General features: G+C 72.6%; 19 protein-coding genes. 13 read left to right on the forward strand and 6 right to left on the reverse strand.

Annotated elements, in window-relative coordinates:
- Positions 1 to 115 precede the first annotated feature (115 nt).
- The 7 genes from ACFOSY_RS16555 to ACFOSY_RS16585 all read left to right on the forward strand — a co-directional run bounded on the left by ACFOSY_RS16555 (position 116) and on the right by ACFOSY_RS16585 (position 8875).
- Positions 116 to 958, forward strand: a complete 843-nt coding sequence (locus ACFOSY_RS16555) for a nitrilase-related carbon-nitrogen hydrolase (RefSeq protein WP_394307579.1) — start codon at positions 116 to 118, stop codon at positions 956 to 958.
- Positions 955 to 2241 carry an aspartate aminotransferase family protein gene (locus ACFOSY_RS16560; protein ID WP_394307580.1) on the forward strand — a complete coding sequence of 429 codons (1287 nt, stop codon included), beginning with the start codon at positions 955 to 957 and terminating at the stop codon, positions 2239 to 2241. Before ACFOSY_RS16555 ends, ACFOSY_RS16560 begins: the two co-directional genes overlap by 4 nt.
- 26 nt (positions 2242 to 2267) lie before the next feature.
- A complete protein-coding gene (locus ACFOSY_RS16565; protein WP_394307581.1) occupies positions 2268 to 3827 on the forward strand; it encodes a PucR family transcriptional regulator in 1560 nt (519 codons plus the stop codon).
- Positions 3828 to 3982: 155 nt separating this feature from the next.
- Positions 3983 to 4825: a nitrilase-related carbon-nitrogen hydrolase gene (locus ACFOSY_RS16570; protein WP_394307582.1), complete on the forward strand. Its 843-nt coding sequence runs from the start codon at positions 3983 to 3985 to the stop codon at positions 4823 to 4825.
- 85 nt (positions 4826 to 4910) lie between these two features.
- Positions 4911 to 6314, forward strand: a complete 1404-nt coding sequence (hydA, locus tag ACFOSY_RS16575) for a dihydropyrimidinase (protein WP_394307583.1) — start codon at positions 4911 to 4913, stop codon at positions 6312 to 6314.
- An 11-nt stretch (positions 6315 to 6325) separates the two neighbouring features.
- The gene (locus ACFOSY_RS16580; protein WP_394307584.1) at positions 6326 to 7327 is read left to right on the forward strand and encodes a TIGR03842 family LLM class F420-dependent oxidoreductase; all 1002 of its coding nucleotides are present in this window, start codon (positions 6326 to 6328) and stop codon (positions 7325 to 7327) included.
- Positions 7328 to 7354: 27 nt separating this feature from the next.
- Positions 7355 to 8875: an NCS1 family nucleobase:cation symporter-1 gene (locus ACFOSY_RS16585; RefSeq protein WP_394307585.1), complete on the forward strand. Its 1521-nt coding sequence runs from the start codon at positions 7355 to 7357 to the stop codon at positions 8873 to 8875.
- A 28-nt stretch (positions 8876 to 8903) separates the two neighbouring features.
- Here the strand turns inward: ACFOSY_RS16585 and ACFOSY_RS16590 are convergent, their stop codons facing one another.
- The 3 genes from ACFOSY_RS16590 to ACFOSY_RS16600 form a co-directional block, all read right to left on the reverse strand.
- A complete protein-coding gene (locus ACFOSY_RS16590) occupies positions 8904 to 9785 on the reverse strand; it encodes a CAP domain-containing protein (protein ID WP_394307586.1) in 882 nt (293 codons plus the stop codon).
- Between the two features lie 359 nt (positions 9786 to 10144).
- Positions 10145 to 10813, reverse strand: coding sequence for a hypothetical protein (locus ACFOSY_RS16595; protein ID WP_394307587.1), 669 nt, complete (start codon positions 10811 to 10813; stop codon positions 10145 to 10147).
- Positions 10814 to 10992: 179 nt separating this feature from the next.
- Positions 10993 to 12057 (reverse strand): lipoate--protein ligase family protein, encoded by a 1065-nt coding sequence (locus tag ACFOSY_RS16600; RefSeq protein WP_394307588.1) that lies wholly within the window; start codon positions 12055 to 12057, stop codon positions 10993 to 10995.
- Between the two features lie 196 nt (positions 12058 to 12253).
- On the opposite strand from ACFOSY_RS16600, the gene ACFOSY_RS16605 reads away from it, so the two are divergent.
- Together ACFOSY_RS16605 and ACFOSY_RS16610 are read left to right on the forward strand one after the other, a co-directional pair.
- A complete protein-coding gene (locus tag ACFOSY_RS16605; RefSeq protein ID WP_394307589.1) occupies positions 12254 to 14083 on the forward strand; it encodes a gamma-glutamyltransferase family protein in 1830 nt (609 codons plus the stop codon).
- A 110-nt stretch (positions 14084 to 14193) separates the two neighbouring features.
- A complete protein-coding gene (locus tag ACFOSY_RS16610; protein WP_394307590.1) occupies positions 14194 to 15039 on the forward strand; it encodes an inositol monophosphatase family protein in 846 nt (281 codons plus the stop codon).
- Here ACFOSY_RS16610 and ACFOSY_RS16615 read toward each other — a convergent pair.
- A complete protein-coding gene (locus ACFOSY_RS16615) occupies positions 14975 to 15637 on the reverse strand; it encodes a hypothetical protein (RefSeq protein WP_394307591.1) in 663 nt (220 codons plus the stop codon). The two genes, ACFOSY_RS16610 and ACFOSY_RS16615, sit on opposite strands and share 65 nt — an antisense overlap.
- Before the next feature lie 98 nt (positions 15638 to 15735).
- Here ACFOSY_RS16615 and ACFOSY_RS16620 point away from each other — a divergent pair, with 98 nt between their 5' ends.
- Both ACFOSY_RS16620 and ACFOSY_RS16625 read left to right on the forward strand, forming a co-directional pair.
- Positions 15736 to 17145, forward strand: coding sequence for a phytoene desaturase family protein (locus tag ACFOSY_RS16620; RefSeq protein WP_394307592.1), 1410 nt, complete (start codon positions 15736 to 15738; stop codon positions 17143 to 17145).
- A complete protein-coding gene (locus ACFOSY_RS16625) occupies positions 17142 to 17654 on the forward strand; it encodes an O-acetyl-ADP-ribose deacetylase (RefSeq protein WP_394307593.1) in 513 nt (170 codons plus the stop codon). The genes ACFOSY_RS16620 and ACFOSY_RS16625 overlap by 4 nt, the downstream gene beginning before the upstream one ends.
- 120 nt (positions 17655 to 17774) lie before the next feature.
- Here the strand turns inward: ACFOSY_RS16625 and ACFOSY_RS16630 are convergent, their stop codons facing one another.
- Positions 17775 to 18797, reverse strand: coding sequence for an SPFH domain-containing protein (locus ACFOSY_RS16630; RefSeq protein WP_394307594.1), 1023 nt, complete (start codon positions 18795 to 18797; stop codon positions 17775 to 17777).
- A gap of 4 nt (positions 18798 to 18801) precedes the next feature.
- A complete protein-coding gene (locus ACFOSY_RS16635; RefSeq protein WP_189479313.1) occupies positions 18802 to 19233 on the reverse strand; it encodes an NfeD family protein in 432 nt (143 codons plus the stop codon).
- A 331-nt stretch (positions 19234 to 19564) separates the two neighbouring features.
- Between ACFOSY_RS16635 and ACFOSY_RS16640 the strand changes: the two genes are divergently transcribed.
- Both ACFOSY_RS16640 and ACFOSY_RS16645 read left to right on the forward strand, forming a co-directional pair.
- Positions 19565 to 21082 carry a potassium/proton antiporter gene (locus ACFOSY_RS16640; protein WP_394307595.1) on the forward strand — a complete coding sequence of 506 codons (1518 nt, stop codon included), beginning with the start codon at positions 19565 to 19567 and terminating at the stop codon, positions 21080 to 21082.
- A gap of 246 nt (positions 21083 to 21328) precedes the next feature.
- Positions 21329 to 25255: a glycoside hydrolase family 2 TIM barrel-domain containing protein gene (locus ACFOSY_RS16645; RefSeq protein ID WP_394307596.1), complete on the forward strand. Its 3927-nt coding sequence runs from the start codon at positions 21329 to 21331 to the stop codon at positions 25253 to 25255.
- The last annotated feature ends 37 nt before the right edge of the window (positions 25256 to 25292 follow it).

A 25292-nucleotide genomic window follows, 5' to 3' on the forward strand; every position in this document is an offset into this window, starting at 1 on the left:
ACGAGCCGCACGACGATGGTCTTGGCAAGGCCGTCCGGGAGGCTTACGTTCGTCCCTCTACGGCCGTCTCTACGGGCGTAGAGGCGCTGACGTCGCGTCGAAGGAGCAGCAGCTCATGCCCAACGTCGTAACCGCCGCCCTCGTCCAGGCCACCTGGACCGGCGACACCGCGTCCATGCTGGCGAAACACGAGGAGCACGCCCGCGAGGCGGCCCGGCGGGGCGCGAAGGTCATCGGGTTCCAGGAGGTTTTCAACGCCCCCTACTTCTGCCAGGTCCAGGACACCGAGCACTACCGCTGGGCCGAGGAGGTCCCGGACGGCCCGACCGTGTGCCGGATGCGGGACCTGGCCCGCGAGACCGGCATGGTCGTCGTCGCCCCCGTCTTCGAGGTCGAGCAGTCCGGCCACTACTACAACACCGCCGCCGTGATCGACGCCGACGGCACCTACCTCGGCAAGTACCGCAAGCACCACATCCCGCAGGTCAAGGGCTTCTGGGAGAAGTTCTACTTCCGCCCGGGCAACCTGGGCTGGCCCGTCTTCGACACCGCCGTCGGCAAGGTCGGCGTCTACATCTGCTACGACCGCCACTTCCCCGAGGGCTGGCGGCAGCTCGGACTGAACGGCGCCCAGTTGGTGTACAACCCGTCGGCCACGCACCGCGGCCTGTCGGCGTACCTGTGGCAGCTGGAGCAGCCCGCGGCGGCCGTCGCCAACCAGTACTTCGTCGCCGCCATCAACCGCGTCGGCGTCGAGGAGTACGGCGACAACGACTTCTACGGCACGAGCTACTTCGTCGACCCGCGCGGACAGTTCGTCGGCGACGTGGCCAGCGACAGCGAGGAGGAACTGGTGGTACGGGACCTCGACTTCGGCCTCGTCGACGAGGTGCGGCAGCAGTGGGCGTTCTACCGCGACCGCCGCCCCGACGCCTACGAAGGGCTGGTGCGGCCGTGACCGACGACCTGCTGGGCCGCCACCGCTCCGTCCTCCCCGACTGGCTGGCCCTCTACTACGAACACCCCATCGAGATCACCCACGGCGAGGGACGCCACGTCTGGGACTCCGACGGCAACCGCTACCTGGACTTCTTCGGCGGCATCCTCACCACCATGACCGCCCACGCCCTGCCCGAGGTCACCAAGGCGGTCACCGAACAGGCCGGGCGGATCGTCCACTCCTCCACCCTCTACCTCAACCGGCCGATGGTGGACCTCGCCGAACGGATCGCCCAGCTCAGCGGCATCCCCGACGCCCGGGTCTTCTTCACCACCTCCGGCACCGAGGCCAACGACACCGCCCTGCTGCTCGCCACCACCTACCGGCGCAGCAACACCGTCCTGGCGATGCGCAACAGCTACCACGGCCGCTCCTTCAGCGCGGTCGGCGTCACCGGAAACCGCGGCTGGTCCCCGACCTCGCTGTCCCCGCTCCAGACGCTGTACGTGCACGGCGGGGTGCGCAGCCGGGGCCCGTTCGCCGGCCTCGACGACTACGACTTCGTCGCCGCCTGCGTCGACGACCTCAAGGACCTCCTCGGCCACACCCGCCCGCCCGCCGCGCTGATCGCCGAGCCGATCCAGGGCGTCGGCGGCTTCACCTCCCCGCCCGACGGCCTCTACGCCGCGTTCCGCGAGGTGCTGCACGAGCGGGGCGTCCTGTGGATCTCCGACGAGGTGCAGACCGGCTGGGGCCGCACCGGCGAGCACTTCTGGGGCTGGCAGGCGCACGCCCGCGGCGGCCCGCCCGACATGCTGACCTTCGCCAAGGGCATCGGCAACGGCATGTCCATCGGCGGGGTCGTCGCCCGCGCGGAGATCATGAACTGCCTGGACGCCAACAGCATCTCCACGTTCGGCGGCACCCAGATCACCATGGCGGCCGGCCTCGCCAACCTCAACTACCTCCTCGAACACGACCTCCAGGGGAACGCGCGCCGGGTCGGCGGCCTGCTCGCCGAACGGCTGCGGGCCGCCGCCGCCCACGTCCCCGCCGTACGGGAGGTGCGCGGACGGGGCCTGATGATCGGCATCGAGCTGACGAAACCCGGCACCGACGAGGCCGACCCGGCCGCCGCGTCCGCCGTCCTGGAGGCGGCCCGCGAGGGCGGCCTGCTCATCGGCAAGGGCGGCGGCCACGACACCAGCGCCCTGCGCATCGCCCCGCCGCTGTCCCTGAACATCGCGGAGGCCGAGGAGGGCGCCGCGATCCTCGAGGACGCCCTGAGGAGCATCCAGTAGGCCCACACCCACCGAAGGGCACCGCCATGACCACCTGGGAGCCACCGGTACCGGCCCTCTCGGTCCGGCAGGTCCTCGCCCTGGAGCGGGTCCTCGCCGGGGAGCCCGAGGTGGTGGCCGGCGCCGGCCGGCTGGACCGGCCGGTGCGCTGGGTGCACGTCGCCGAGGCGGCCGACGTCGGCGTGATGCTCAGCGGCGGCGAGATGGTGCTCACCACCGGGGTGCTTCTCGCCGGCGACGAGCACAAGCAGACCGAGTACGTCCGCTCCCTGCACCGCGCCGAGGCGTCCGCCGTGGTCCTCGGCCTCGGCCGCGCCTTCCCGTCCCCGCCGGAGGCGATGCGGCGGGCGGCGGAGCGCTGCCAGCTGCCCCTCGTCGTGCTCCACCGCCCTTTCCCCTTCGCCCAGTTGACCGAGGAGGTGCAGTCCCGGCTGGTGCGGCGGAAGTTCGCCGCCGTCAGCCTCTCCGAGACGGTCCGCACCGAACTCACCGCGCTCATCACCGGCGGCGCCCCGCTCCAGCGGCTGCTCGACGAGATCGCCCGGCACAGCGGCTGCCCCGTCGTCCTCACCAACCTCGCCCACCGCGTCCTCGGCACGGCGGGGGAGCGGTCCGCCGTCGACGACGTGCTGCGCGACTGGGAGCGGATCGCCCGGCAGGCCGGCCGCAGCGAGGGCGACGGCTGGATCCGCGCGGAACTCGGCGGGCGGGGCGAGCCCTGGGGCCGGCTCGTGCTGTGCGGCTACCGCGGCGACACCGAGACCGGGCGGCTGCTCGCCGACCGGGCCGCCGAGGCGCTCGTCCTGCACCGCATGCTCGGCGGCGCCGACTGCTCCTGGGAAGGGCAGTCCGCGCTGAGCCTGCTCACCGACCTGGTCGGCGGCGCCGTACCGGCCCGGCACCTGCTGCCCCGCGCCCGCGCCGCCGGACTGCCGGTCAACCGGCGCACGTTCGTGCCGCTCGTGGTGCGCGGGCACCGGGCCGCCCCGCTGGACCGGACACTGCGGCTGCTGGGCCTGCCCGGCATCGCGGGCGAACTGTCCGCCGCCGCGACCGCCGTGCTGCTCAGCCTGGCCCGCGACCAGGACGCCGAGGCGCTCACCGCGCACTTCGCGGCCCGGCTGCGCGCCGAACCGGCCGACGGGCCCGTCGTGGTGGCGGCCGCCGCCGCCCGCGCCTCCTTCGACGACGTGCCCGCCGGGCTGCGCGAGGCCCGGCACGTCGCCGACGCCGTCGCGGACGACGCCGCCGCCCTCGACCTGCCCCCCGTGGTGCGGCTGCGGGACGTCCATCTGCGGGGCCTCGTACGGCTGTTGCGCGACGACCCGCAGGTGCAGTCGTTCGCCGAACGGGAGCTGGCCGGGCTGCTCTGCGACCCCGGCGAGGACCTGCTCCCGGTCCTGCGGACGTACCTGGCGACCGGCCGCAACAAGTCCCGCACCGCGCAGCTCCACCACGTGTCCCGGCCGGCGCTGTACCGCCGCCTCGAGGCGATACAGATACGGCTGGGGGTGGACCTGGACGACTTCGAACAGGCCGCCTCGCTGCACATCGCACTCCTCGCGCACGACGCGCAACAACGCTGAAACGAGCGACCACCTGCGGCAACGGCGGTGACACATGGGATCGTCCGCGGATGACACGGTGACACGCCGCACCCCCGCAGACGTGACACCGTGCCACTCAGCGCGCGCTCGTCCGCTTCCTAGGCTCACCGCACACCGAGCGACCGGAGGTCCCGATGAGCCGAGTGATCCGAGCCGCCGTCTTCCAGACCGCCTGGACGGGCGACAAGGAGTCGATGATCCAGGTCCACGAGCAGGCCGCCCGCGACGCGGCCGCGCAGGGCGCTCATGTGCTGTGCTTCCAGGAGCTGTTCTACGGACCGTACTTCTGCCAGGTCCAGGACCCCGCCTTCTACGAGTACGCCGAACGCATCCCCGACGGCCCGATCGTCGAGCGCTTCCGGCGCCTCGCCCGGGAGCTGAACCTCGTCCTGGTGCTGCCGATGTACGAGGAGGAGCAGCCCGGCGTCCTCTACAACACGGCCGCCGTGATCGACGCCGACGGCTCCTACCTGGGCAAGTACCGCAAGACCCACATCCCGCAGGTCAAGGGGTTCTGGGAGAAGTTCTACTTCCGCCCCGGCAACAGCGGCTGGCCCGTCTTCGACACCCAGGCCGGCCGGATCGGCGTCTACATCTGCTACGACCGGCACTTCCCGGAGGGCTGGCGCGCCCTCGGACTCGCGGGCGCGGAGCTGGTGTTCAACCCGTCGGCCACCTCGCGCGGCCTGTCGGGCTACCTCTGGCAGCTGGAGCAGCCGGCGGCGGCCGTGGCCAACGAGTACTTCGTCGGCGCGATCAACCGGGTGGGCGTCGAGGAGTACGGCGACAACGACTTCTACGGCACGAGCTACTTCGTCGACCCGGAGGCCCGCTTCGTCGGCGAGGTGGCCGGCGACAAGGAGCCGGAACTGGTCGTCCGCGACCTGGACCTGGCCAAACTCCGAGAGGTCCGCGACCGCTGGCAGTTCTACCGCGACCGCGCCCCGGGCGCCTACGGCCCCCTGACAACGCCCTGAGCGAGAACGCCCCAAAGGGGCGCGGGGAACTGCGCGATCAGCCACAAACAACCCGCACGCACCCACCAGGAGGAGCGACCCCGGCATGAGCACCCGCACAGTCATCCGCGGCGGACTCGTCATCACCGCCTCCGACGAACTACACGCAGACGTCCTCATGGAAGACGGCCGCATCGCGGCCATCGCCGCTTCCCACACCCCCGCCGCCGAGACGTTCACAGCCGAGCGAACGATGGACGCCACCGGCAAGTACGTGATCCCGGGCGGCGTGGACGCGCACACCCACATGGAGCTGCCGTTCGGCGGCACCTTCGCCTCCGACACCTTCGAGACGGGCACGCGTGCCGCCGCCTGGGGCGGCACCACCACGATCGTCGACTTCGCCGTGCAGAGCGTCGGGCACGGCCTGCGCGAGGGCCTGGACGCCTGGCACGCGAAGGCGGAGGGCAACTGCGCGATCGACTACGCCTTCCACATGATCGTCTCCGACGTGAACGACGACACGCTGAAGGAGATGGACCTCCTCGTGGAGGAGGGTGTCACCTCGTTCAAGCAGTTCATGGCCTACCCGGGCGTCTTCTACTCCGACGACGGACAGATCCTCCGCGCCATGCAACGCTCCGCCGACAACGGCGGACTGATCATGATGCACGCCGAGAACGGCATCGCCATCGACGTCCTCGTCGAACAGGCCCTCGCCCGCGGCGAGACCGACCCCCGCTTCCACGGCGAGGTCCGCAAGGCCCTCCTGGAGGCGGAGGCCACCCACCGGGCCATCCGGCTCGCCCAGGTCGCCGGCGCCCCGCTGTACGTCGTGCACGTCTCCGCCACCGAGGCGGTCGCGGAACTCGCCCGGGCCCGCGACGACGGGCTGCCCGTGTTCGGCGAGACCTGCCCGCAGTACCTGTTCCTGTCCACCGACAACCTCGCCGAGCCGGACTTCGAGGGCGCCAAGTACGTGTGCAGCACGCCGCTCAGGCCCAAGGAGCACCAGGCGGCGCTGTGGCGGGGTCTGCGCACCGACGACCTCCAGGTGGTCTCCACCGACCACTGCCCCTTCTGCTTCAGCGGCCAGAAGGAGCTCGGCCGCGGCGACTTCTCCAAGATCCCCAACGGGCTGCCGGGCGTGGAGAACCGCATGGACCTCCTCCACCAGGCCGTCCTGGACGGGCACATCAGCCGCCGCCGCTGGATCGAGATCGCCTGCGCCACCCCGGCGCGGATGTTCGGCCTCTACCCGAAGAAGGGGACGATCGCGCCGGGCGCCGACGCCGACGTCGTGATCTACGACCCGCACGCCGAGCAGGTCATGTCCGCCGACACCCACCACATGAACGTCGACTACTCGGCGTACGAGGGCAAGCGGGTCACCGGACGCGTCGAGACCGTGTTCTCGCGCGGGGTCCCGGTCGTCACCGACCGGGAGTACACCGGGCACGCCGGTCACGGCGTCTACACCCCGCGTTCCACCTGTCAGTACCTCACCTAGGAGCGGAGCGCATGGACTTCGGCCTCGTCCTTCAGACCGACCCGCCGGCGTCGCGGGTGATCAGCCTGATGAAGCGCGCCGAGCGCAACGGGTTCACCCACGGGTGGACCTTCGACTCGGCGGTGCTGTGGCAGGAACCCTTCGTCGTCTACAGCCAGATCCTCGCCAACACCACCACCCTCAGAGTCGGCCCGATGGTCACCAACCCGGGCACCCGCACCTGGGAGGTGACCGCCTCCACCTTCGCCACCCTCAACGACATGTACGGCAACCGCACCGTGTGCGGCATCGGCCGCGGCGACTCCGCGATGCGCGTCGCCGGACGCAGGCCCAACACCCTCGCCCGGCTCGGCGAGGCGATCGACGCGATCCGCGACCTCGCCGAGGGACGCGAGGCCGAGGTCGACGGACAGCGGATGCGTCTGCCGTGGGTCCGCGACGGCAGGCTCCCGGTGTGGATGGCCGCGTACGGGCCCAAGGCGCTCGCCCTGACCGGGCGGAAGGCCGACGGTTTCATCCTCCAGCTGGCCGACCCGTTCCTCACCGAGTGGATGGTGAAGGCGGTGCGGAACGCCGCCGCCGAGGCCGGCCGCGACCCCGACGCGATCACCGTCTGCGTCGCCGCCCCCGCGTACGTCGGCGACGACCTGGCGCACGCCCGCGAGCAGTGCCGCTGGTTCGGCGGGATGGTCGGCAACCACGTCGCCGACCTGGTCGCCCGGTACGGCGAGCACTCCGGCATGGTCCCCGAGGCGCTCACCGAGTACATCAAGGGCCGCGAGGGCTACGACTACAGCCACCACGGACGGGCAGGCAACCCGTCCACGGACTTCGTCCCCGACGAGATCGTGGACCGCTTCTGCCTGCTCGGCCCGCCCGAGGCGCACATCGAGAAGCTCCGCGCACTGCGCGACCTGGGCGTCGACCAGTTCGCGGTGTACGACATGCACGACGCGCAGGAAACGACGATCGACGCGTACGGCGCGGAGATCATCCCGGCACTCGGCGACTGAACCGGTACCACTGCGAAAGGCACGCCCATGACCGCGACCGTCCCGCCCGCGCCCTCAGAGAATCCGATACCCGACCCGGCGGGACGCGTCGAGCTCCCGCCGGGCGCCGTCCTCACCGACGCCCGCTTCGTCAACGACGACCTGCTGCCGGTCCCGCTGGCCCGCCGCCGCTGGACCACGTACAACTTCACCGCCCTGTGGGTGGGGATGGCGCACAACATCCCCTCCTGGCTGCTCGCGTCCGGACTCGTCGCGCTCGGCATGGACTGGAAGCAGGCCGTCTTCACCATCGCGCTCGCCAACGTCGTCGTGCTCGCGCCGATGCTGCTGACCGGGCACGCCGGCCCCAAGTACGGCATCCCGTTCCCGGTGCTGGCCCGCGCCTCCTTCGGGCTGCGCGGCGCCAACCTGCCCGCGATGATCCGGGCCGGTGTCGCCTGCGCCTGGTTCGGCATCCAGACCTGGATCGGCGGCCAGGGCATCTTCGTGCTGCTCGGCAAGCTGTTCGGCGGCTGGGCCGAGGCGTCCGAGGTGGGCGGCCAGCCGTGGACCCTGTGGGTGTGCTTCGTGCTCTTCTGGGCGCTCGAACTGGCCATCATCTACCGGGGGATGGAGGCGCTGCGCCGGTTCGAGAACTGGGCGGCGCCGTTCGTCATCGTCGGCGCGCTGGTGCTGCTGGTGTGGGTCGCGAACAAGGCCGGCGGTCTCGGGCCGCTGCTGGACCAGCCGTCGAAGCTGGGCTGGGGCGCCGACTTCTGGCCGGTGTTCTTCCCGTCCCTGATGGGCATGATCGCGTTCTGGTCGACGCTCAGCCTCAACATCCCCGACTTCACCCGCTTCGGCGCGGGGCAGCGCGCCCAGGTCTGGGGGCAGACGCTCGGCCTGCCTACGACCATGACATTGTTCGCGCTGCTGTCGGTGTTCGTCACCTCCGGCTCGCAGGCCGTCTACGGGGCGGCGATCTGGGACCCGGTGCAGCTGGCCGCCAAGACCGACAACGTCTTCGGGCTGCTGTTCGCGCTGGTCACCGTGCTCGTCGCCACGATTTCCGTGAACATCGCGGCGAACGTGGTGTCACCGGCGTACGACCTGGCCAACCTGGCGCCCAGGTTCATCACCTTCCGCACCGGGGCGCTGATCACCGGGGTGGTCGGCGTGGTCATCATGCCGTGGAAGCTGACCGAGACGCCGGAGCTGTACATCTTCACCTGGCTGGGGCTGGTCGGCGGGCTGCTCGGCACGGTCGCCGGCATCCTCATCGCCGACTACTGGATCGTGCGCCGCACCCGACTGGACCTGACCGACCTGTACACCCCGGGCGGGCGCTACTGGTACACGTCCGGCTGGAACGTGCACGCCGTCGTCGCCTTCGCCGTCGGCGGGGTGCTCGCGGTGGGCGGCTCCCACTCGGCGCCCGGCAAGGGGCCCTTCCCGCAGGACGGGCTGATCTCCTTCCTCAAGCCCCTCGCGGACTACGGCTGGGCGGTGGGCCTCGCGGCCTCGCTCGTCGTGTACGTCGCGCTGACGGCGGGGCGGCGACGGGTGTGAACGCCCGCCGCCGTGGCCCCCGGGGACCTCAGCGGGCGGTGCCGAAGTCCTGCGTCCAGTAGGTGCCGGACAGGCCGACGCCGATCTCCTTGAAGGAACAGTTGAGGATGTTCGCCTTGTGCCCGGGGCTGGTCATCCAGCCCTGCATCACCTGCTCCGGCGTGGAGTAGCCGTAGGCGACGTTCTCGCCGTAGGTGCTCCAGGTGTACCCGGCGCGGGTGATGCGCTGACCGGGGTCGGACCCGTCGGAGCCGGTGTGCGACATGGTGCCGGTCGACGCCATGTCCTCGCTGTGCCGCTGGGCGGCCGTGTTCAGCGTGGAGTTGGCGGTCACCGGGGAGCAGCCGGCCTCGGCGCGCTCGGCGTTGACCAGCTCCACGACCCGGGCGACGGCGCCGGAGGCGGTGGCGGTGGGCTTCGGCGACGCGGTGGTCGGCTTCGGGGCCGGGGTCGTCGGCTTCGGCGCGGTGGTGGAGGGCGCGGGAGCGGCCGTGGAGGGCTTCGGGGCGGCGGTCGAGGGCTTCGGGGACGCCGTGGTGGGCTTCGGGGCCGCCGTGGTGGTGGAGGGGGCCGCGCCGGCCGGCCGGGTGGTCCTCTTCGCCGGCTTCCGCGAGGGCTTGCCGCCGTGGTCCCTGCGGGCGTCCTCCGACGGGCTCGCGGAGGCGCCGGGGGAGCCGGACGCCACCGGCGTCGGGTCGCCTTCGTGCTGGCTGCGCCAGCGGCCGTACCAGCCGGGCCCGTCCCAGCGGTCCTCGCCGACGGTCGGCACCGCGGTGGCGCGGTCCTCGCGCTGCCCGCCGTCCGGCCAGTCGGCACAGGCCATGGCGACCGAGGGTATGCCTATGACACCGACGGCGACCGCGACGACGACCGCCCGCCGGTACTTCTTCTCGTGGCGATGGATTCCCATACGTGACCTCACCCCTGGGTGTGCGGAGGCTGGTCATTCTTGGGACGGCCCGGCGCGCGGCGCAAAGGGCTCGTGTACTACCCGGCTTCGTAGGACGGGAGGGGTCTTGCGACGGCCGGGAGAGCGTGCCGACCGGCCCTCGGGAGGGCGACGGGACCGTCTGCCGCCACGTCAGAAAGCGCCATGCGGCGACGAAGCGGGTGCACCCGGATCGCGGCCGGCCCGCCACCCGTACGGGCCCGGTGCGCTTACCCGCCAAGACGGACAAGTCCCCCATGTCGCCGCGGCCCCGTCTACTAAGCGGCCCGGTCAGATCGGGAACGGGCTGTGACAGATGTCACGGAACCATCGGTTCCGGATCAGCCTCGCGCCTTCCCCAGCGCGGCCACCGCTTCCTTGGCGGCCTTGATCGCGCCCTTGTTGATCACGTCCGTGCTCGGCGCCTTCTTCGACTCGAAGTCGCTGCCGTTGTACGTGACGATCACCAGCGCGTTGGCGGCTCGCGCCACCACGACACCCTCACGCGTGTCCTGCTTGTCCTCGGTGGTGAGGTTCACGACCGAGTACGCCGCGTCCCCGACCCCCGGGACGGCGCCCCCGCCGCTCTTCTCCGCCAGCCGCCCGCTGTACGACTTCTCCGCGGCCTCGTCGGAGTCCAGCACCTCGAAGGACACGTCGAGCCAGCGGTAGTCGTAGCCCTTGAGGGCGTTCCACGAGCAGGTGCGGCGCAGGTCGGAGTCCGTGGACGGTATCTCCTTGCCGGCCGTCTTCGCGCCCGGCACAAGGGACTTGACGGTCGCGGCGGACAGTGCGTCGCACGGCTCGGGCGCCGCGGCGTACGTCTTCACCGCCTGCGTCTCGGACGGGGCGGTGGGGGACTGCTGCGAGGCGGTCTTCCCGGTCGGCTCCTTGTCGGAGGCCTCGGGCGCGGCCAGCGGGCCGGAGGACAGCGCCCATCCGGCCGCGGCGAGGACGACCACCGGCGACAGACGGGCGGTCAGGGCGATCGGCAGAGGAAAGGAACGCACGGCGCACTTCTCGTGGGGGACGGTGCGGAGGGGGTCCGCACTGCGGACGGGACGCCAGTGTCACACGCTTCGTCACGGTGCGGAAGGGTTCAACTCGCTCCGTAGGCGCGCGGTGACGGGGCGGTTCCGGATCGCCGGCCGCTTGCCGCTGTTCCTTTACGAATAGGGGGATTTGAGCGTCAGGGCACCCGCGCGACCCATTCCGGTGCGGTGAACTTCGTCCGCGCCAGCTCCTGAGCGCGCGCCAGCTCCTCGTCCGTCACCTTGCCCTGCGTCAGACCGTAACGGGTGCGGAAGGAGTCGACCATCCGCCCGATGACCGCCTCGCGCGGCAGCCCCGTCTGCCGGCGCAGCGGGTCCACCCGCTTCTTCGCGCTCTTCGTGCCCTTGTCCGACAGCTTCTCCTTGCCGATGCGCAGCACGTCGAGCATCTTGTCCGCGTCGATGTCGTACGCCATCGTCACGTGGTGCAGCACCGCGCCGGGCGCGCCGTCCGGGCCCACGATCCGCTTCTGTGCCGCGCCCGCGATCTTGCCCTGGTCGGTGGCGATGTCGTTCAGCGGCTGGTACCAGGCCTTGATCCCCATGTCGCCGAGCGCGCCGAGCACCCAGTCGTCGAGGTAGGCGTAGCTGTCCTGGAAGGACAGGCCCTGCACCAGCGCCTCCGGCACCGACAGCGAGTAGGTGATGGTGTTGCCCGGCTCCACGAACATCGCGCCGCCGCCGGAGATGCGGCGCACCACGTCCACGCCGTGCCGTCGGGCGCCCTCGGGGTCCACCTCGTTGCGCAGCGACTGGAAACTGCCGATGATCACGGCGGGGGAGGCCCACTCCCACACTCGCAGCGTGGGAGGGCGCCGCCCGGCGGCCACCTCGGCGGTCAGCACCTCGTCCAGGGCCATGTGCAGCGCGGGCGGCTGCGGGCCCTCGTGCACGAGCTGCCAGTCGTAGTCGGTCCAGTCGGTCGCGTGCGCCAGCGCACGGCGCACCGCGATGCCGACGCCCTCCGCGGTGAGCCCGTACATCACGGTGCCCTCTGGCAGCGCCGCCTCGACCCGCGCGGCCAGACCGGCGGCGTCGGTGTCGGCGGGGGCGCCCTCCAGGGCGCGGTTCACGGCGTCCAGCGCCTCGTCCGGTTCCAGGAAGAAGTCCCCCGCCACGCGCGCGTCGCGCAGCACCCCGTCCGCCACGTCCACGTCCACCACGACGAGCTTGCCGCCGGGAACCTTGTACTCACCGTGCACGACTCCGCCTTTCGTCAGCCGCGCGTACCAACACCGGGCACGCCCGGAATGTTCCCGTCACGCCGCCAGGCCCGGTGGCGCCGAGGGTGGCATCCCCCGGCAGTACGCGCTTACCCTGCGTCCGGCAAGGGCCGAGGCCTCCGGCCCGGAGCGGGTGGGGCGCAGGGCCGGACGACGCGAACACCTGGGGCAGGGGATGCAGTTCACCACCCGACCGACCCTCCAGGGCACCTTCGGCATGGTGTCCTCCACCCACTGGCTGGCCTCCCAGTCCGCCATGGCCGTCCTCGAGGACGGCGGTAACGCCTACGACGCGGCCGTCGCCGGGGCCTTCGTGCTGCACGTCGTCGAACCCCACCTCAACGGCCCGGCCGGCGAGGTGCCGATGATCCTCGCCCCCGCCGGCGGAGAGGTGCGCGTGCTGTGCGGGCAGGGCGTCGCCCCGGCCGGCGCGACCGTCGCCCACTACAAGGGCCTCGGCCTCGACCTCGTCCCCGGCACCGGACCGCTCGCCGCCGCCGTGCCCGGCGCCTTCGACGCCTGGATGCTCCTCCTGCGCGACCACGGCACCAAGACCCTCGCCGACGTGCTGAAGTACGCCATCGGCTACGCCGAGGACGGCCACCCGCCCGTGGAGCGGGTCGGCGAGACCGTGGCGACCGTGCGCGAGCTGTTCGAGACGGAGTGGACCAGCTCCGCCGACGTCTACCTGCCCGGCGGACACCCGCCGCGCCCCGGCGAGCTCTTCCGCAACCCCGCCCTCGCCGCCACCTGGAAGCGGCTGCTCGCCGAGGTCGCCGGCGCCGGCGACCGGGAGGCGCAGATCGAGGCCGCCCGGGACGTGTGGCGCACCGGGTTCGTCGCCGAGGCGCTGGTGCGGCAGTCCGCCCGCCCCACCCTCGACACCAGCGGCGAGCACCACACCGGCACCCTCGCCGCCGACGACCTCGCCGCCTGGTCCGCCACCTACGAGGACCCGGTGACGTACGACTTCGGCGGCTGGACCGTGTGCAAGGCCGGGCCGTGGAGCCAGGGCCCGGCGCTCCTCCAGCAACTCGCCTTGCTCCCCGACGAGTTGCCGCCGTACGGCTCGGCCGCCTACCTGCACCTGCTGATCGAGAACTGCAAACTCGCCATGGCCGACCGCGAGGCCTGGTACGGCGACGCCGCCGAGGTGCCGCTCGACGACCTGCTGTCCGCCGCGTACAACGCCGAGCGGCGCACCCTGGTCGGCCCGCGCGCCTCCCATGAGCTGCGCCCCGGCAGCCCCGGCGGCCGTATCCCCCGGCTCGCCGCCCACGCGCGCGTCGTGGCCACCGACGACCCCGGCTTCAGCCCGATGGGCGTCGGCGAGCCGACCGTCGCCAAGAGCCCCACCTCTCCCGTGCCCGGCGAACCGGAGGTCTCCGCCGACGGCGGCACCCGCGGCGACACCTGCCACCTCGACATCGTCGACCGCTGGGGCAACATGATCTCCGCCACGCCCAGCGGCGGCTGGCTCCAGTCCAACCCCGTCGTGCCCGAGCTGGGCTTCCCGCTCGGCACCCGGCTCCAGATGACCTGGCTGGAGGAGGGCCTGCCCAACAGCCTCACCCCGGGCCGCCGCCCCCGCACCACCCTCACCCCGTCCCTCGCCCTGCGCGACGGCGTGCCGGTCATGGCGTTCGGCACTCCTGGCGGGGACCAGCAGGACCAGTGGCAGCTGCACTTCTTCCTCGCCGTCGCCCTGCGCCCCGAGGTGCGCGGCGGACTCGACCTCCAGGGTGCCGTCGACGCCCCGAACTGGCACAACGACAGCTTCCCCGGCTCGTTCTACCCCCGCGGCATGCGGCCCGGCAGCGTCACCGTCGAGTCGCGCACCGACCCGGAGGTGATCGAGGAGCTGCGCCGCCGCGGCCACGACGTCACCGTCGGCGACGCCTGGTCCGAGGGCCGGCTGTGCGCCGTCGCCCGCGACCCGCACACCGGCGTCCTCTCGGCGGCCGCCAACCCGCGCGGCATGCAGGGGTACGCGGTGGGCCGCTGAGCCCACGGCGCAGGGGCGGGGCGCACCGCGTTTTCATCCCGTCATCCCGATTCCACCTGGAGTGCACCGGGCGGGCGGGGAATGTCAGTGGTGCGTGCTCTCATGGAGGCATGATCGAGACCAGCGAAACCATCGACGAGTTTCTCGCCCGGCACACCACGGACGTGGAGGGACTGATCCGCGAGGCGGCGGCGAAGGAGGTCATGCCGCGCTGGCGGCGCCTCGGCGAGCACGACGTGGACGTCAAGACCGGCCCGCACGACCTGGTGACGGACGCCGACCGTGAGGCCGAGCTGTTCCTCACGAAGGAGCTCGGCGCGCTGCTGCCCGGCTCCGTCGTCGTCGGCGAGGAGGCGGTGCACGCCGACCCGTCGTCGTACGAGGCGATCCAGGGCGACACACCGGTCTGGATCGTCGACCCCGTCGACGGCACCCGCCAGTTCGTGCGCGGCGAGACCGGCTTCTGCACCCTGGTCGCCCTCGCCCGGCGCGGTGTCGTCCACGCCTCCTGGACCTTCGCACCCGCCCGCGAGCAGTTCGCCACGGCCGTACGGGGGCGTGGCGCCCGCCTCGACGGGGAGCCGCTGCACGCCGGCTCCCCCGACCCCGGCCGCGACCTGCGCGTGGCCACCTCCCACCCGGACTACACCACGGACGCCCAGAAGCGCGCCCTGCTCGGCCTGTGGACCGACGGCGTGGCCCCCCGCCCCTGCGGCTCCGCCGGGCTGGAGTACCTGGCCATAGCCCGCGGCGAGAGCGACGCGGTCGCCTTCAGCTGGGAGGCCGCGTGGGACCACGCGGCCGGGCTGCTCCTCGTGGAGGAGGCGGGCGGCGCCCACCTCACCCGCGCCGGCCTGCCCTTCGCCGTCCGGGGCGGCAACACCCTGCCGTTCACCGCGGCGCGGGACGAGGCCACGGCTCGCCGGGTGGTGGCGTTGCTGTCGGACGGAGTCTGACCTCCAGATCGGCGCCGTCGGCCGACGTGTGGATGCGGATCTGCACGACCTCGAACTCCGTCACGGTCCCGACGGTCGGCCAGTCCTCCGGAGCGACGGGCAAGTGACCCATGTCCACAAAACCCCGGCCGGGCATCCCGATGTCCACGGCGAGACCGGTGCGTCCGGGGCCCCAGGGCAGCGCGACCACCGTGCCGGTCACAGACGTCCCCTCGGGCAGCGGTCCGCCACGGTGCCGGGTGAAGTGCCGCTGCCGCCGGGCAGCGTCCCACGCCCGCTCGAACTCCGCCTCCGAGACGTCCTCGGCGTTCCCCGGCACCCGGACCCGGCCGTCCGTGAGCGGGCCGTACACGGACTCGTACATCTGCGCGCCGACCGGGCCGAAGTGCTCCCTGACGGCCGAGAGCCCTTCCCGGTCGGCCGCCACCGACACCCCGCCCTCCATGGACTCCGCCGTCCCGCCCCACGGATCGTCGGGGTCCGGCACCGGAAGCGACCGGTCGAACACCGCCTGCCGCCGCGCCACAGCGTCTCCGTCCAGTTCGTACCAGCACCAGGTGCCCTCCCCGGGCACCAAAAACCGCAGCCGTCGCATCACGCCCCGGACGCTACCCGGCACCGGAGGACGTCATCGGCCCGGCATATCCTGATCCCTCAGTGGCCGTCGGCTGACGAAGGAGTCCGAAGGTGCCGTCGATGCTCGATGCGGTCGTGGTGGGGGCGGGGCCGAACGGGCTGACCGCCGCCGTGGAACTGGCCCGGCGCGGCTTCTCGGTGGCTCTCTTCGAGGCCAAGGGGACGGTCGGCGGCGGCGCCCGCACCGAGGAGCTGACCCTCCCTGGCTTCCGGCACGACCCCTGCTCCGCCGCCCACCCCCTCGCCGTCAGCTCGCCCGCCTTCCGCGGCCTGCCGCTGGAGCGGCACGGCCTGGAGTGGCTGCACCCCGAACTGCCCATGGCCCACCCCTTCCTGGACGGCACCGCGGCCGTGCTGTCCCGCTCGGTCGGCGAGACGGCCGCCTCCTTCGGGCCGCGCGACGCCGGCGCCTACCGGCGGCTCGTCACGCCCTTCCTGCACCGCTGGGACACCCTGGTCCGCGACTTCATGTCGCTGCCGCTGACCGCGCTGCCCCGCGACCCCGTCACCCTCGCCCGCTTCGGCCTCGTCGGCCTGCCCCCGTCGACCTGGCTGGCCCGCCGCTTCCACGACGAGCGCGCCCGCACCCTCCTCGCCGGGCTCGTCGCCCATGTGATGGCCCCGCTCAACGGTTTCGCCACCTCCGCCATTGGCCTCGTCTTCGCCCTCGCCGCGCACACCCACGGCTGGCCCGTCGCCCGCGGCGGCTCCCAGGCGATCTCCGACGCCCTCGCCGCCCACCTGCGCGAGCTCGGCGGCACCGTGCACACCGACTACGAGGTCAAGCGCCTCGACGACCTGCCGCCGGCCCGGGCATACGTCTTCGACACCTCGCCCACCGCCCTGGCCCGCATCGCCGGCTTCGGCGACCACTACGCCCGCTACCGCTACGGCCCCGGCGTCTTCAAGATCGACTACGCGCTGGACGGGCCCGTCCCCTGGACCGCCCCCGAGGCGCGCACCGCCGGAACCGTGCAGATCGGCGCGGACAGCGCGGAGATCGGCGCCGCCCTGCACGCCGCCTCCCGGGAGAACCGCGCCCCCGACGCGCCGTTCCTCATCACCGTGCAGCCCTCCGTCGTCGACCCCACCCGCGCGCCCGAGGGCAAGCACGTCTTCTGGGCCTACGGACACGTCCCGCACGGCTGGACCGGCGACCTCACCGACGCGATCGAACGCCAGCTGGAGCGGTTCGCGCCCGGCTTCCGCGACCGCGTCCTGGCCCGCGCCACCGCGGGCCCGCCCGAACTGGCCGCGCGCAACGCCAACTACATCGGCGGCGACATCGCCACCGGCGCCGTCTCCGGACTCCAGACGCTGCTGCGCCCCAAGCTGTCGCTGTACCCGTACGCGACCCCGCACCCCGCCGTGTTCATCTGCTCGCAGGCCACCCCGCCCGGCCCCGGCGTGCACGGCATGCCCGGCCACAACGCGGCGAAGGCCGTGTGGAGGAGGCTCCGCCAGACATGACCCCCACCCTCACCCTGGTCCAGGGCGACATCACCCGGCAGAGCGCCGACGCGATCGTCAACGCGGCCAACTCGTCCCTGCTCGGCGGGGGCGGCGTCGACGGCGCGATCCACCGGCGGGGCGGCCCGGAGATCCTCGAGGAGTGCCGTGCCCTGCGCGCCTCGCGGTACGGCAAGGGGCTGCCCACGGGCCAGGCCGTCGCGACGACGGCGGGCCGGCTGGACGCCCGCTGGGTGATCCACACCGTCGGCCCGGTGCACAGCGCGACCGAGGACCGTTCCGATCTCCTCGCCTCCTGCTACCGCGAGTCGCTGCGCGTCGCCGGTGAACTGGGCGCCCGCACCGTCGCGTTCCCCGCGATCTCGACGGGTGTCTACCGCTGGCCGCTGGACGACGCGGCCCGCATCGCCGTGGAAACGGTCCGCACGACGGACACCGCGGTCGAGGAGATCACGTTCGTCCTCTTCGACGAACGGGCGTACGAGGCGTTCGCGGCGCAGGTGGATTGACGGGGCGCGTGAGCACGCGCGGGGCGTGAGTGCATGGGGGCGTGAGCACGCGCGGGGCGTGAGTGCACGGGGGCGCGTGAGCCTCCTGCGTGCGGCCCCTTGTGTGCGCCCCCGCCGGCCTCAGATCCCCCGCGGACGCCGGTCCGCCTCCGCCGCGTCGGCCACCGCCTCAGCCGCCGCCTGAGCCGCCTCCGCCGTGTCGTCGGCCGCCTTGGCCGCCGCCTCGTCGTCGGCCGGGGGCTTCGACCGGGTGGCCGGCGACGGCGGCAGCGACTCGCTGAACGCCTTCGACACGCCCTGGAGCGCCGTCGTGATCTCGCTCGGGATCACCCAGAAGTTGTTGCCCTGCCCCTGCGCGAGCTGGGGGAGCGCCGTCAGGTACTGGTAGGCCAGCAGCTTCGGGTCGGGGTCGTTGCGGTGGATCGCCTGGAACACCTCGTCGATGGCGCGCGACTGGCCCTCGGCCTCCAGGATCGCGGCGGTCCGGTTGCCCTCCGCGCGCAGCACGGCCGCCTGCTTGTCGCCCTCCGCCGTGAGGATCTGCGACTGGCGCTGTCCCTCGGCGCCCAGGATCGCGGCCCGCTTGTCCCGCTCGGCGCGCATCTGCTTCTGCATGGCCTCCTTGATGGACTGCGGCGGGTCGATGGCCTTGATCTCCACGCGGTTGACCCGCAGCCCCCACTTGCCGGTCGCCTCGTCCAGCACCCCGCGCAGCTGGCTGTTGATGGTGTCCCGCGAGGTGAGCGTCTTCTCCAGGTCCATGGACCCGACCACGTTGCGCAGTGTGGTGACGGTCAGTTGCTCCACCGCCTGGAGGAAGCTGGCGATCTCGTAGAAGGCCGCGCGCGGATCGGTGACCTGGAAGTACAGCACCGTGTCGATCTCGACGACCAGGTTGTCCTCGGTGATGACCGGCTGCGGTTTGAAGGAGACGACCTGTTCGCGCAGGTCGATCTGCGGGTGCACCCGGTCGATGTACGGGATGACGAGGTTGAGACCGGGGGTCAGGGTCTTGTGGTAGCGGCCCAGCCGCTCCACGTTGCGGGCGCGCGCCTGGGGCACGATGCGCACCGCTCGGATCACCGTGAAGATCGCGAGCAGCGCGATCAGCAGGCCGGCGACGAGGGAGGCGGAGACGTCCATGGCTTCAGTCCCGTGGGTAGACGATCGCGGTGGCGCCACTGATCTCGATGACGTCGACGGTCGTCCCCGGCGAGATCACCAGCGTTTCGTCGTAACTGCGGGCCGTCCACTCCTCGCCGTCGATACGGACCCTGCCGCCGGTGCCCGACACGGCCGTCAGCACCTGTGCGGGCTTGCCCACCAGCGCGTCCACGCCGAAGCGCGCGCCCTGCGGGCGCTGGAGGTGGCGCAGGGCGAGGGGCCGTACGAACGCCAGCGTGACGGAGGCGAGGACGGCGTACGCGACCAGCTGGACCCAGAGCGGCAGCCCGGCCGCCGCGACTCCCGCCGTGACCAGCGCGGCCACGCTCAGCATGCCGAGGGCGGCGGTGAGGGTGCAGATCTCCGCCACGGCCAGGGCGGCCGCGACGATCAGCCAGATCAGCCAGGGGTCCATGTCGCGCCTTCTCTCACCCGGGGTGGAGGGCTGTGGCCCGGCGCCGGCCGGCACGCGAGGACAAGCCAGCACCTTTGCACCCACTTTACCCAGCGGCGGCCCGGGTGCCGAGATCCGTGCACCGGGCAGTTCCGCCGTACATGTCCGGCACGCGTCCCTTCGGGTGGCGCCCCTCATGGCGCCCGCCCGCCCCGCCCTGCCGGGTGTGATCGTGAGGCACGGCGTCACCGCACGGACCGTGGGACGCCGGCGGCCGACGGACGCCGACGGACTGCCGAGGACGGTACGCGGACGGCCGAGGACAGCCGAGGACGGTACGAGGAACTGATCGATGACCCTGCCCGAGCTGTACGTGACGCTGCTCGTCGCGGGCACCGTGCTGCTGACCAGCATCGCCGCCGCCCGCACCGCGCACCGGGTGGGTCTGCCCAGTCTGCTGCTGTTCCTCGCGGTGGGGATCGTGGCGGGTGAGGACGGCCTGGGCCTGCGGTTCGACGACGCCCAGCTCGCGCAGGCGCTCGGCATCGCCGCCCTGGCCGTGATCCTGGTGGAAGGCGGCCTGGCCACCCGGTGGAGCGACGTCCGGCGGCTGGTGGCACCCGCCGGGGTGCTGGCCACCGTGGGCGTGGTCCTGTCCCTCCTGGTCACCGCCGCGGGCGCGCACCGGCTGCTCGGCCTCGACTGGAACGTGGCGCTGCTGCTCGGGGCGATCGTCTCCCCGACCGACTCCGCCGCCGTCTTCTCCGTCCTGCGGGCGCTGCCCCTGCCACGGAGACTGACCGGCCTGGTGGAGGCCGAGTCCGGGTTCAACGACGCGCCCGCCGTCATCCTGGTGGTGTTCTTCTCCACCACCACGTCGGGCGTCCCGGGGATCGGGCCGCTCGTCGGCGACCTGCTGTTCGAGCTGGCGGCCGGCGGGGCGCTGGGCGTGCTGACGGGGCTCCTGGGCGCGGTCGCGCTGCGCCACATCGCCCTGCCCGCCACGGGCCTCTACCCGCTGGCCACCGTCGGCTTCGGCATCACCGCCTTCGCCGCCGCCGGCGCGGCCGGCGCGAGCGGCATTCTCGCCGCCTACCTGTCCGGGCTGGTCCTCGGCAACTCCCAGCTGCCGCACCGCGCCGCCACCCGGTCCTTCGCGGAGGGCGCCGGCTGGCTGGCGCAGATCGGCCTGTTCGTCATGCTGGGCCTGCTCGTCGACCCCAGTGAGCTGTCCGAGGCGATCCTGCCCGCGCTCGTCGTCGGCCTGGTGCTGCTCGTCGCCCGCCCCGTGTCCGTGCTGCTCTGCCTGCTGCCGTTCCGCGTCCCCCTGCGGCAGCAGGCGTTCATCTCGTGGGCGGGCCTGCGCGGCGCGGTACCCATCGTGCTCACCACCTTCCCGGTGGTGGAGGACGTGCCGGACGCCCGCGAGATCCTCGACATCGTCTTCGTGCTGGTGGCCCTGTTCACCCTGATCCAGGGCCCCACCTTGCCCGCCGTCGCCCGCAGCCTCGGCCTGGTACGTCCCGACACGCTGCGCGAGATCCAGGTGGAGACCGCGCCCCTCGACGTCCTGGACGCCGACCTGCTCACCGTGAGCATCCCGGAGGGCTCCCGGCTGCACGGCGTGGCCGTCTTCGAACTGCGGCTGCCGCCCCCGACCGTCGTCACCCTGATCGTCCGCGACGGGACCACGCTGGTGCCCGACCGCGGCACCGTGCTGCACGCCGGCGACGACCTCCTGCTCATCACCACCCCGGGGACCCGCGAGGACGCCGAACGCAGGCTGCGGGCCATCGGCCGGCGCGGCAAGCTCGCCCGCTGGCTGGGCGAACGCGGCGCGCCGGAACCGGGCGGGACCACGGACAGCTGACGGGCACGCCGGCCGTCTCCCCAGATGTCACTCCGTACGGAACCACCACGACCGCACAGAGTCCGACGGCATCATTGCTTCGTTTGTGTGCGAGTTCTAGGGTGTGGCGGGCTCAGTAGTCGCACCGTCACCACCCGTCGTGGTTCTCCTCCGGCGTGACGTCGCCGCCGTGACGCCGCGCCGCCGGGGGATCCGGCGTGCCCTCAGTCCGCGCAGTGCCCTGTCGCACCGAGGAAGGCCACGGTCATGCCGCACCCGCACGTGTCTCCCGCCGCAGGTCCCGCCCGCCCCGTCCGTCCGGTCGTCAGCCGCCGCCGTCTCCTGGAGTCAGGCGCCGCCGTGCTCGGCGCGCTCGCCCTGTCCGCGCCTCCCGGCTCCGCGCACGCGGCCGGCCCGCGCCCCCTCCCCGACGACGGCCCCCCGGAGTGGAACGACTTCGGCGTCTTCCGCCTCGGCACCGAACCCCCGCACACCACCCTCATGCCGTACGCCGGCCTGCCGCAGGCGCTCGCCGCCGACCGCACCCGCTCGCCGTACCGGCTCGACCTCGACGGCACCTGGAAGTTCGCCTACGCGGACCGGCCCGAGGACCGCGACCCCGACTTCCACCGCACCGACACCGACGACCGCGACTGGGACACCATCCCCGTCCCGTCGGTGTGGCAGCTCCACGGCCACGACTTCCCGATCTACCTGAACATCACCTACCCCTACTGGGGCCCCAACGGCCGCGGCGAGGAGCCCCAGCCGCCCGCCGCGCCCACCCGCTACAACCCGGTCGGCCAGTACCGCCGCACCTTCACCGTCCCGCGCGACTGGCGCGGACGCCGCGTCTTCCTGCACTTCGAGGGCGTCAAGTCCGCGCACTACGTGTGGATCAACGGCGAACTCGCCGGCTACGACGAGGACTCCTGCACCCCGTCCGAGTACGACGTCACCGACCACCTCCGCCCCGGCGCCAACCAGATCGCGGTGGAGGTGTACCGCTACTCCGACGGCGACTGGCTGGAGGACCAGGACATGATCCGGCTGAGCGGCATCTTCCGCTCGGTCTACCTGTACTCCACCCCTCCCGTGCACCTGCGCGACTTCAAGCTGGAGACGCCGCTCAACGACACGTACACCGCGGCCGAGCTGGACGTCACCGCGCACGTGCGGGCGTACGGCGGGGGCGGGACCGGGGACGGCGGGCGGTACACCGTCGAGACGCAGCTGTACGACGCGCGCGGGCACGCCGTCTGGCCGCGTCCGCTGCGGCAGACCGCCGACCTCGCCTCCGTGGAGGCCGGTCACGACGTCACCGTGCGGGCGTCCCGGGCCGTGCCCGACCCCCGGCTGTGGTCGGCGGAGGACCCGTACCTCTACACCGCCGTGCTCCAGCTCCGCGACCCCTCCGGGACGGTCGTCGAGACCCTCTCCCACCGGGTGGGCGTCCGCGAGTTCGCGCTGAAGGACGGGCTGATGCGGATCAACGGCCGCCCGGTGTCCTTCCGCGGCACCAACCGCCACGAGATGCACCCGGCCCGCGGCACCGCCCTCACCCGCGAGGACATGGTCCGGGACATCACCCTCGTCAAGCGGCTCAACATGAACTCCGTCCGCACCTCGCACTACCCGGACAACCCGCTGTGGTACGAACTCGCCGACGAGTACGGCGTCTACCTCGTCGGCGAGACCAACCTCGAGACCCACGGCATCCGTGACGAGTACCCGGGCGACCACCCCGACTGGACCGCCGCCTGCGTCGCCCGCGCGCAGAACATGGTCCACCGCGACAAGAACCACCCCTCGGTGGTCATCTGGTCGCTCGGCAACGAGGCCGGCGGCGGCTCCACCTTCACCGCCATGCACGACTGGATCCGCTCCTACGACACCACCCGCGTCATCCAGTACGAGGGCGACGACCGGCCCGGCATCAGCGACATCCGCTCCCGGATGTACGAGAGCCCCGCCCGCGTCGAACAGCGCGCCCTGGACACCGCGGACACCCGGCCGTACGTGATGATCGAGTACTCCCACGCGATGGGGAACTCCAACGGCAACTTCAAGAAGTACTGGGACGTCGTGCGCCGGTACGACGTCCTCCAGGGCGGCTGGATCTGGGACTTCGCCGACCAGTCCCTCCACACGCCCGTGCCCGGGCGCATCCTGCTCACCGAGTCGGGACCGGCCGCGCTGCGCGGCGAGATCCTCGCCACCCGCGGCCGGCTCGACCGGGACACCGGCCTGTCCGGCATCACCGTCTTCGAACGGCACGACAGCCTCGACCTCACCGGCTCCCTCACCCTGGAGGCGTGGTTCACCCCGGGCGTGCCCTACTCCCACCAGCCGATCGTCGCCAAGGGCGACACCCAGTACGCGCTCAAGCAGACCGGCCGCGCGGTGGAGTTCTTCATCTGCTCCGACGGCGAGTGGATCGCCGTCAACTGGCCCGTGCCGGACGACTGGAGCGGCAGGGAGCACCATGTCGCGGGCGTCTTCGACGCCGACGCCGGCACCCTCACCCTGTACGCCGACGGCGCGGTCCGCGCCACCCGCACCACCGACCGCCGGCCCACCAGCAACACCGCACCGCTGTCCCTCGCCTCCGACGCCGACAACCAGACCCGCGCGTTCGACGGCACGATCCGCCGCGCCCGCGTCTACGCCCGCGCCCTCACCACGGCCGAACTGGCCGACGGCGACCGGGCACCCGGCGACGACGGTGTGCGTTTCTGGTTCGACGCCGCCACCGTGCAGACCGACCGGAAGCGCCCCGAGGCCAGGACCTTCCTCGCGTACGGCGGCGACTGGGGCGACAACCCCAACGACGGCGCGTTCGTCGCCGACGGCATCGTCACCGCCGTACGCGAACTCGGCGGCAAGGCGGCCGAGATCAAACGCGTCTACCAGGCCGTCGGCGCCACCCGTGTCCCCGGCGGCGGACCCGGCGCGGTCACCCTCACCAACGAGCACCTGTTCACCAACCTCCGTGACTTCGACGGGCGTTGGGAACTCGTCGCGGACGGTGAGGTGATCGGCGGCGGACGGCTCACCCGGGACCAGCTCGACGTGGCGCCCCTGTCCGAGAAGCGCGTCGACCTGCCCGTGCGCCTGCCCCGGAACCCGGCACCGGGCACGGAGTTCTTCCTCCAGCTGACCTTCGCCACGCGGGAGCGCACGCCCTGGGCGGAGGCCGGCTTCGAGGTGGCGCGCCACCAGTTCCCGCTCGACGCGGACACCCCCGCGGTCGTGCCCGTGCCCCTGTCCCGCGTCCCCGCGCTGCGGCACGAGGTGCGCGAGCGGGACGTCCGGATCACCGGCCGGGGCTTCTCCGTCACCGTCGACCGCCTCACCGGCCTCCTCACCGACTACGAGGCCGGTGGCACCCGCCTGCTCACCTCGGGACCGGCGCCCAACTTCTGGCGGGCGCCCACCGACAACGACCACGGCAACGGCCAGCACCTGCGCAACGCGACGTGGCGCGACGCGGGCGCCCGCCGCACGGTCACCGACGTCACCGTACGGCCGCTGGGCGACCGTGCCGTCGAGGTGCGCGTCACCGGCACCCTCCCCACCACGGTCGAGTCCGCGTACTCCACGACGTACACCGTCTTCGGCAACGGCGAGATCAAGGTCGACAACACCCTCCACCCGGGCGCGGCGAGCCTGCCGTACCTTCCCGAGGTCGGCACGCTGCTGTTCCTGCCCCGCCGCCTGGACCGGCTGCACTGGTACGGGCGCGGCCCCGAGGAGAACCACTGGGACCGCAACACCGGTACGGACGTGGGCCGTTGGTCCTCGACCGTGGCCGAGCAGTGGACGCCGTACATCCGCCCGCAGGAGAACGGCAACAAGACCGACGTCCGCTGGGCCGCGCTGACCGACCGGGGCGGACGCGGGCTGCTGGTGACGGGCGAACCCCTCGTGGAGATCAACGCCTCGCACTTCACCCCGGAGGACCTGTCCACGGGCGTCCGGCACGACTACCAGCTCACCCCGCGCGACGCGGTCGTCCTGCGGGTCAACCACCGGCAGATGGGCGTGGGCGGCGACAACAGCTGGGGCGCCCACACCCACGACGAGTTCAAGCTGTTCGCCGACCGCGACTACGCCTACACCTACCGGCTGCGCCCGCTCACCGACGTGGACCGGGCGCTCGCCCTCTCCCGCCGGCCCACCGCCGGCGAATAGCGCGGCACACGCACCGGCACACTCGTGGGAGCCCGGG

The sequence above is a fragment of the Streptomyces lusitanus genome, assembly GCF_042647945.1.
Lineage (GTDB): Bacteria > Actinomycetota > Actinomycetes > Streptomycetales > Streptomycetaceae > Streptomyces > Streptomyces pseudogriseolus.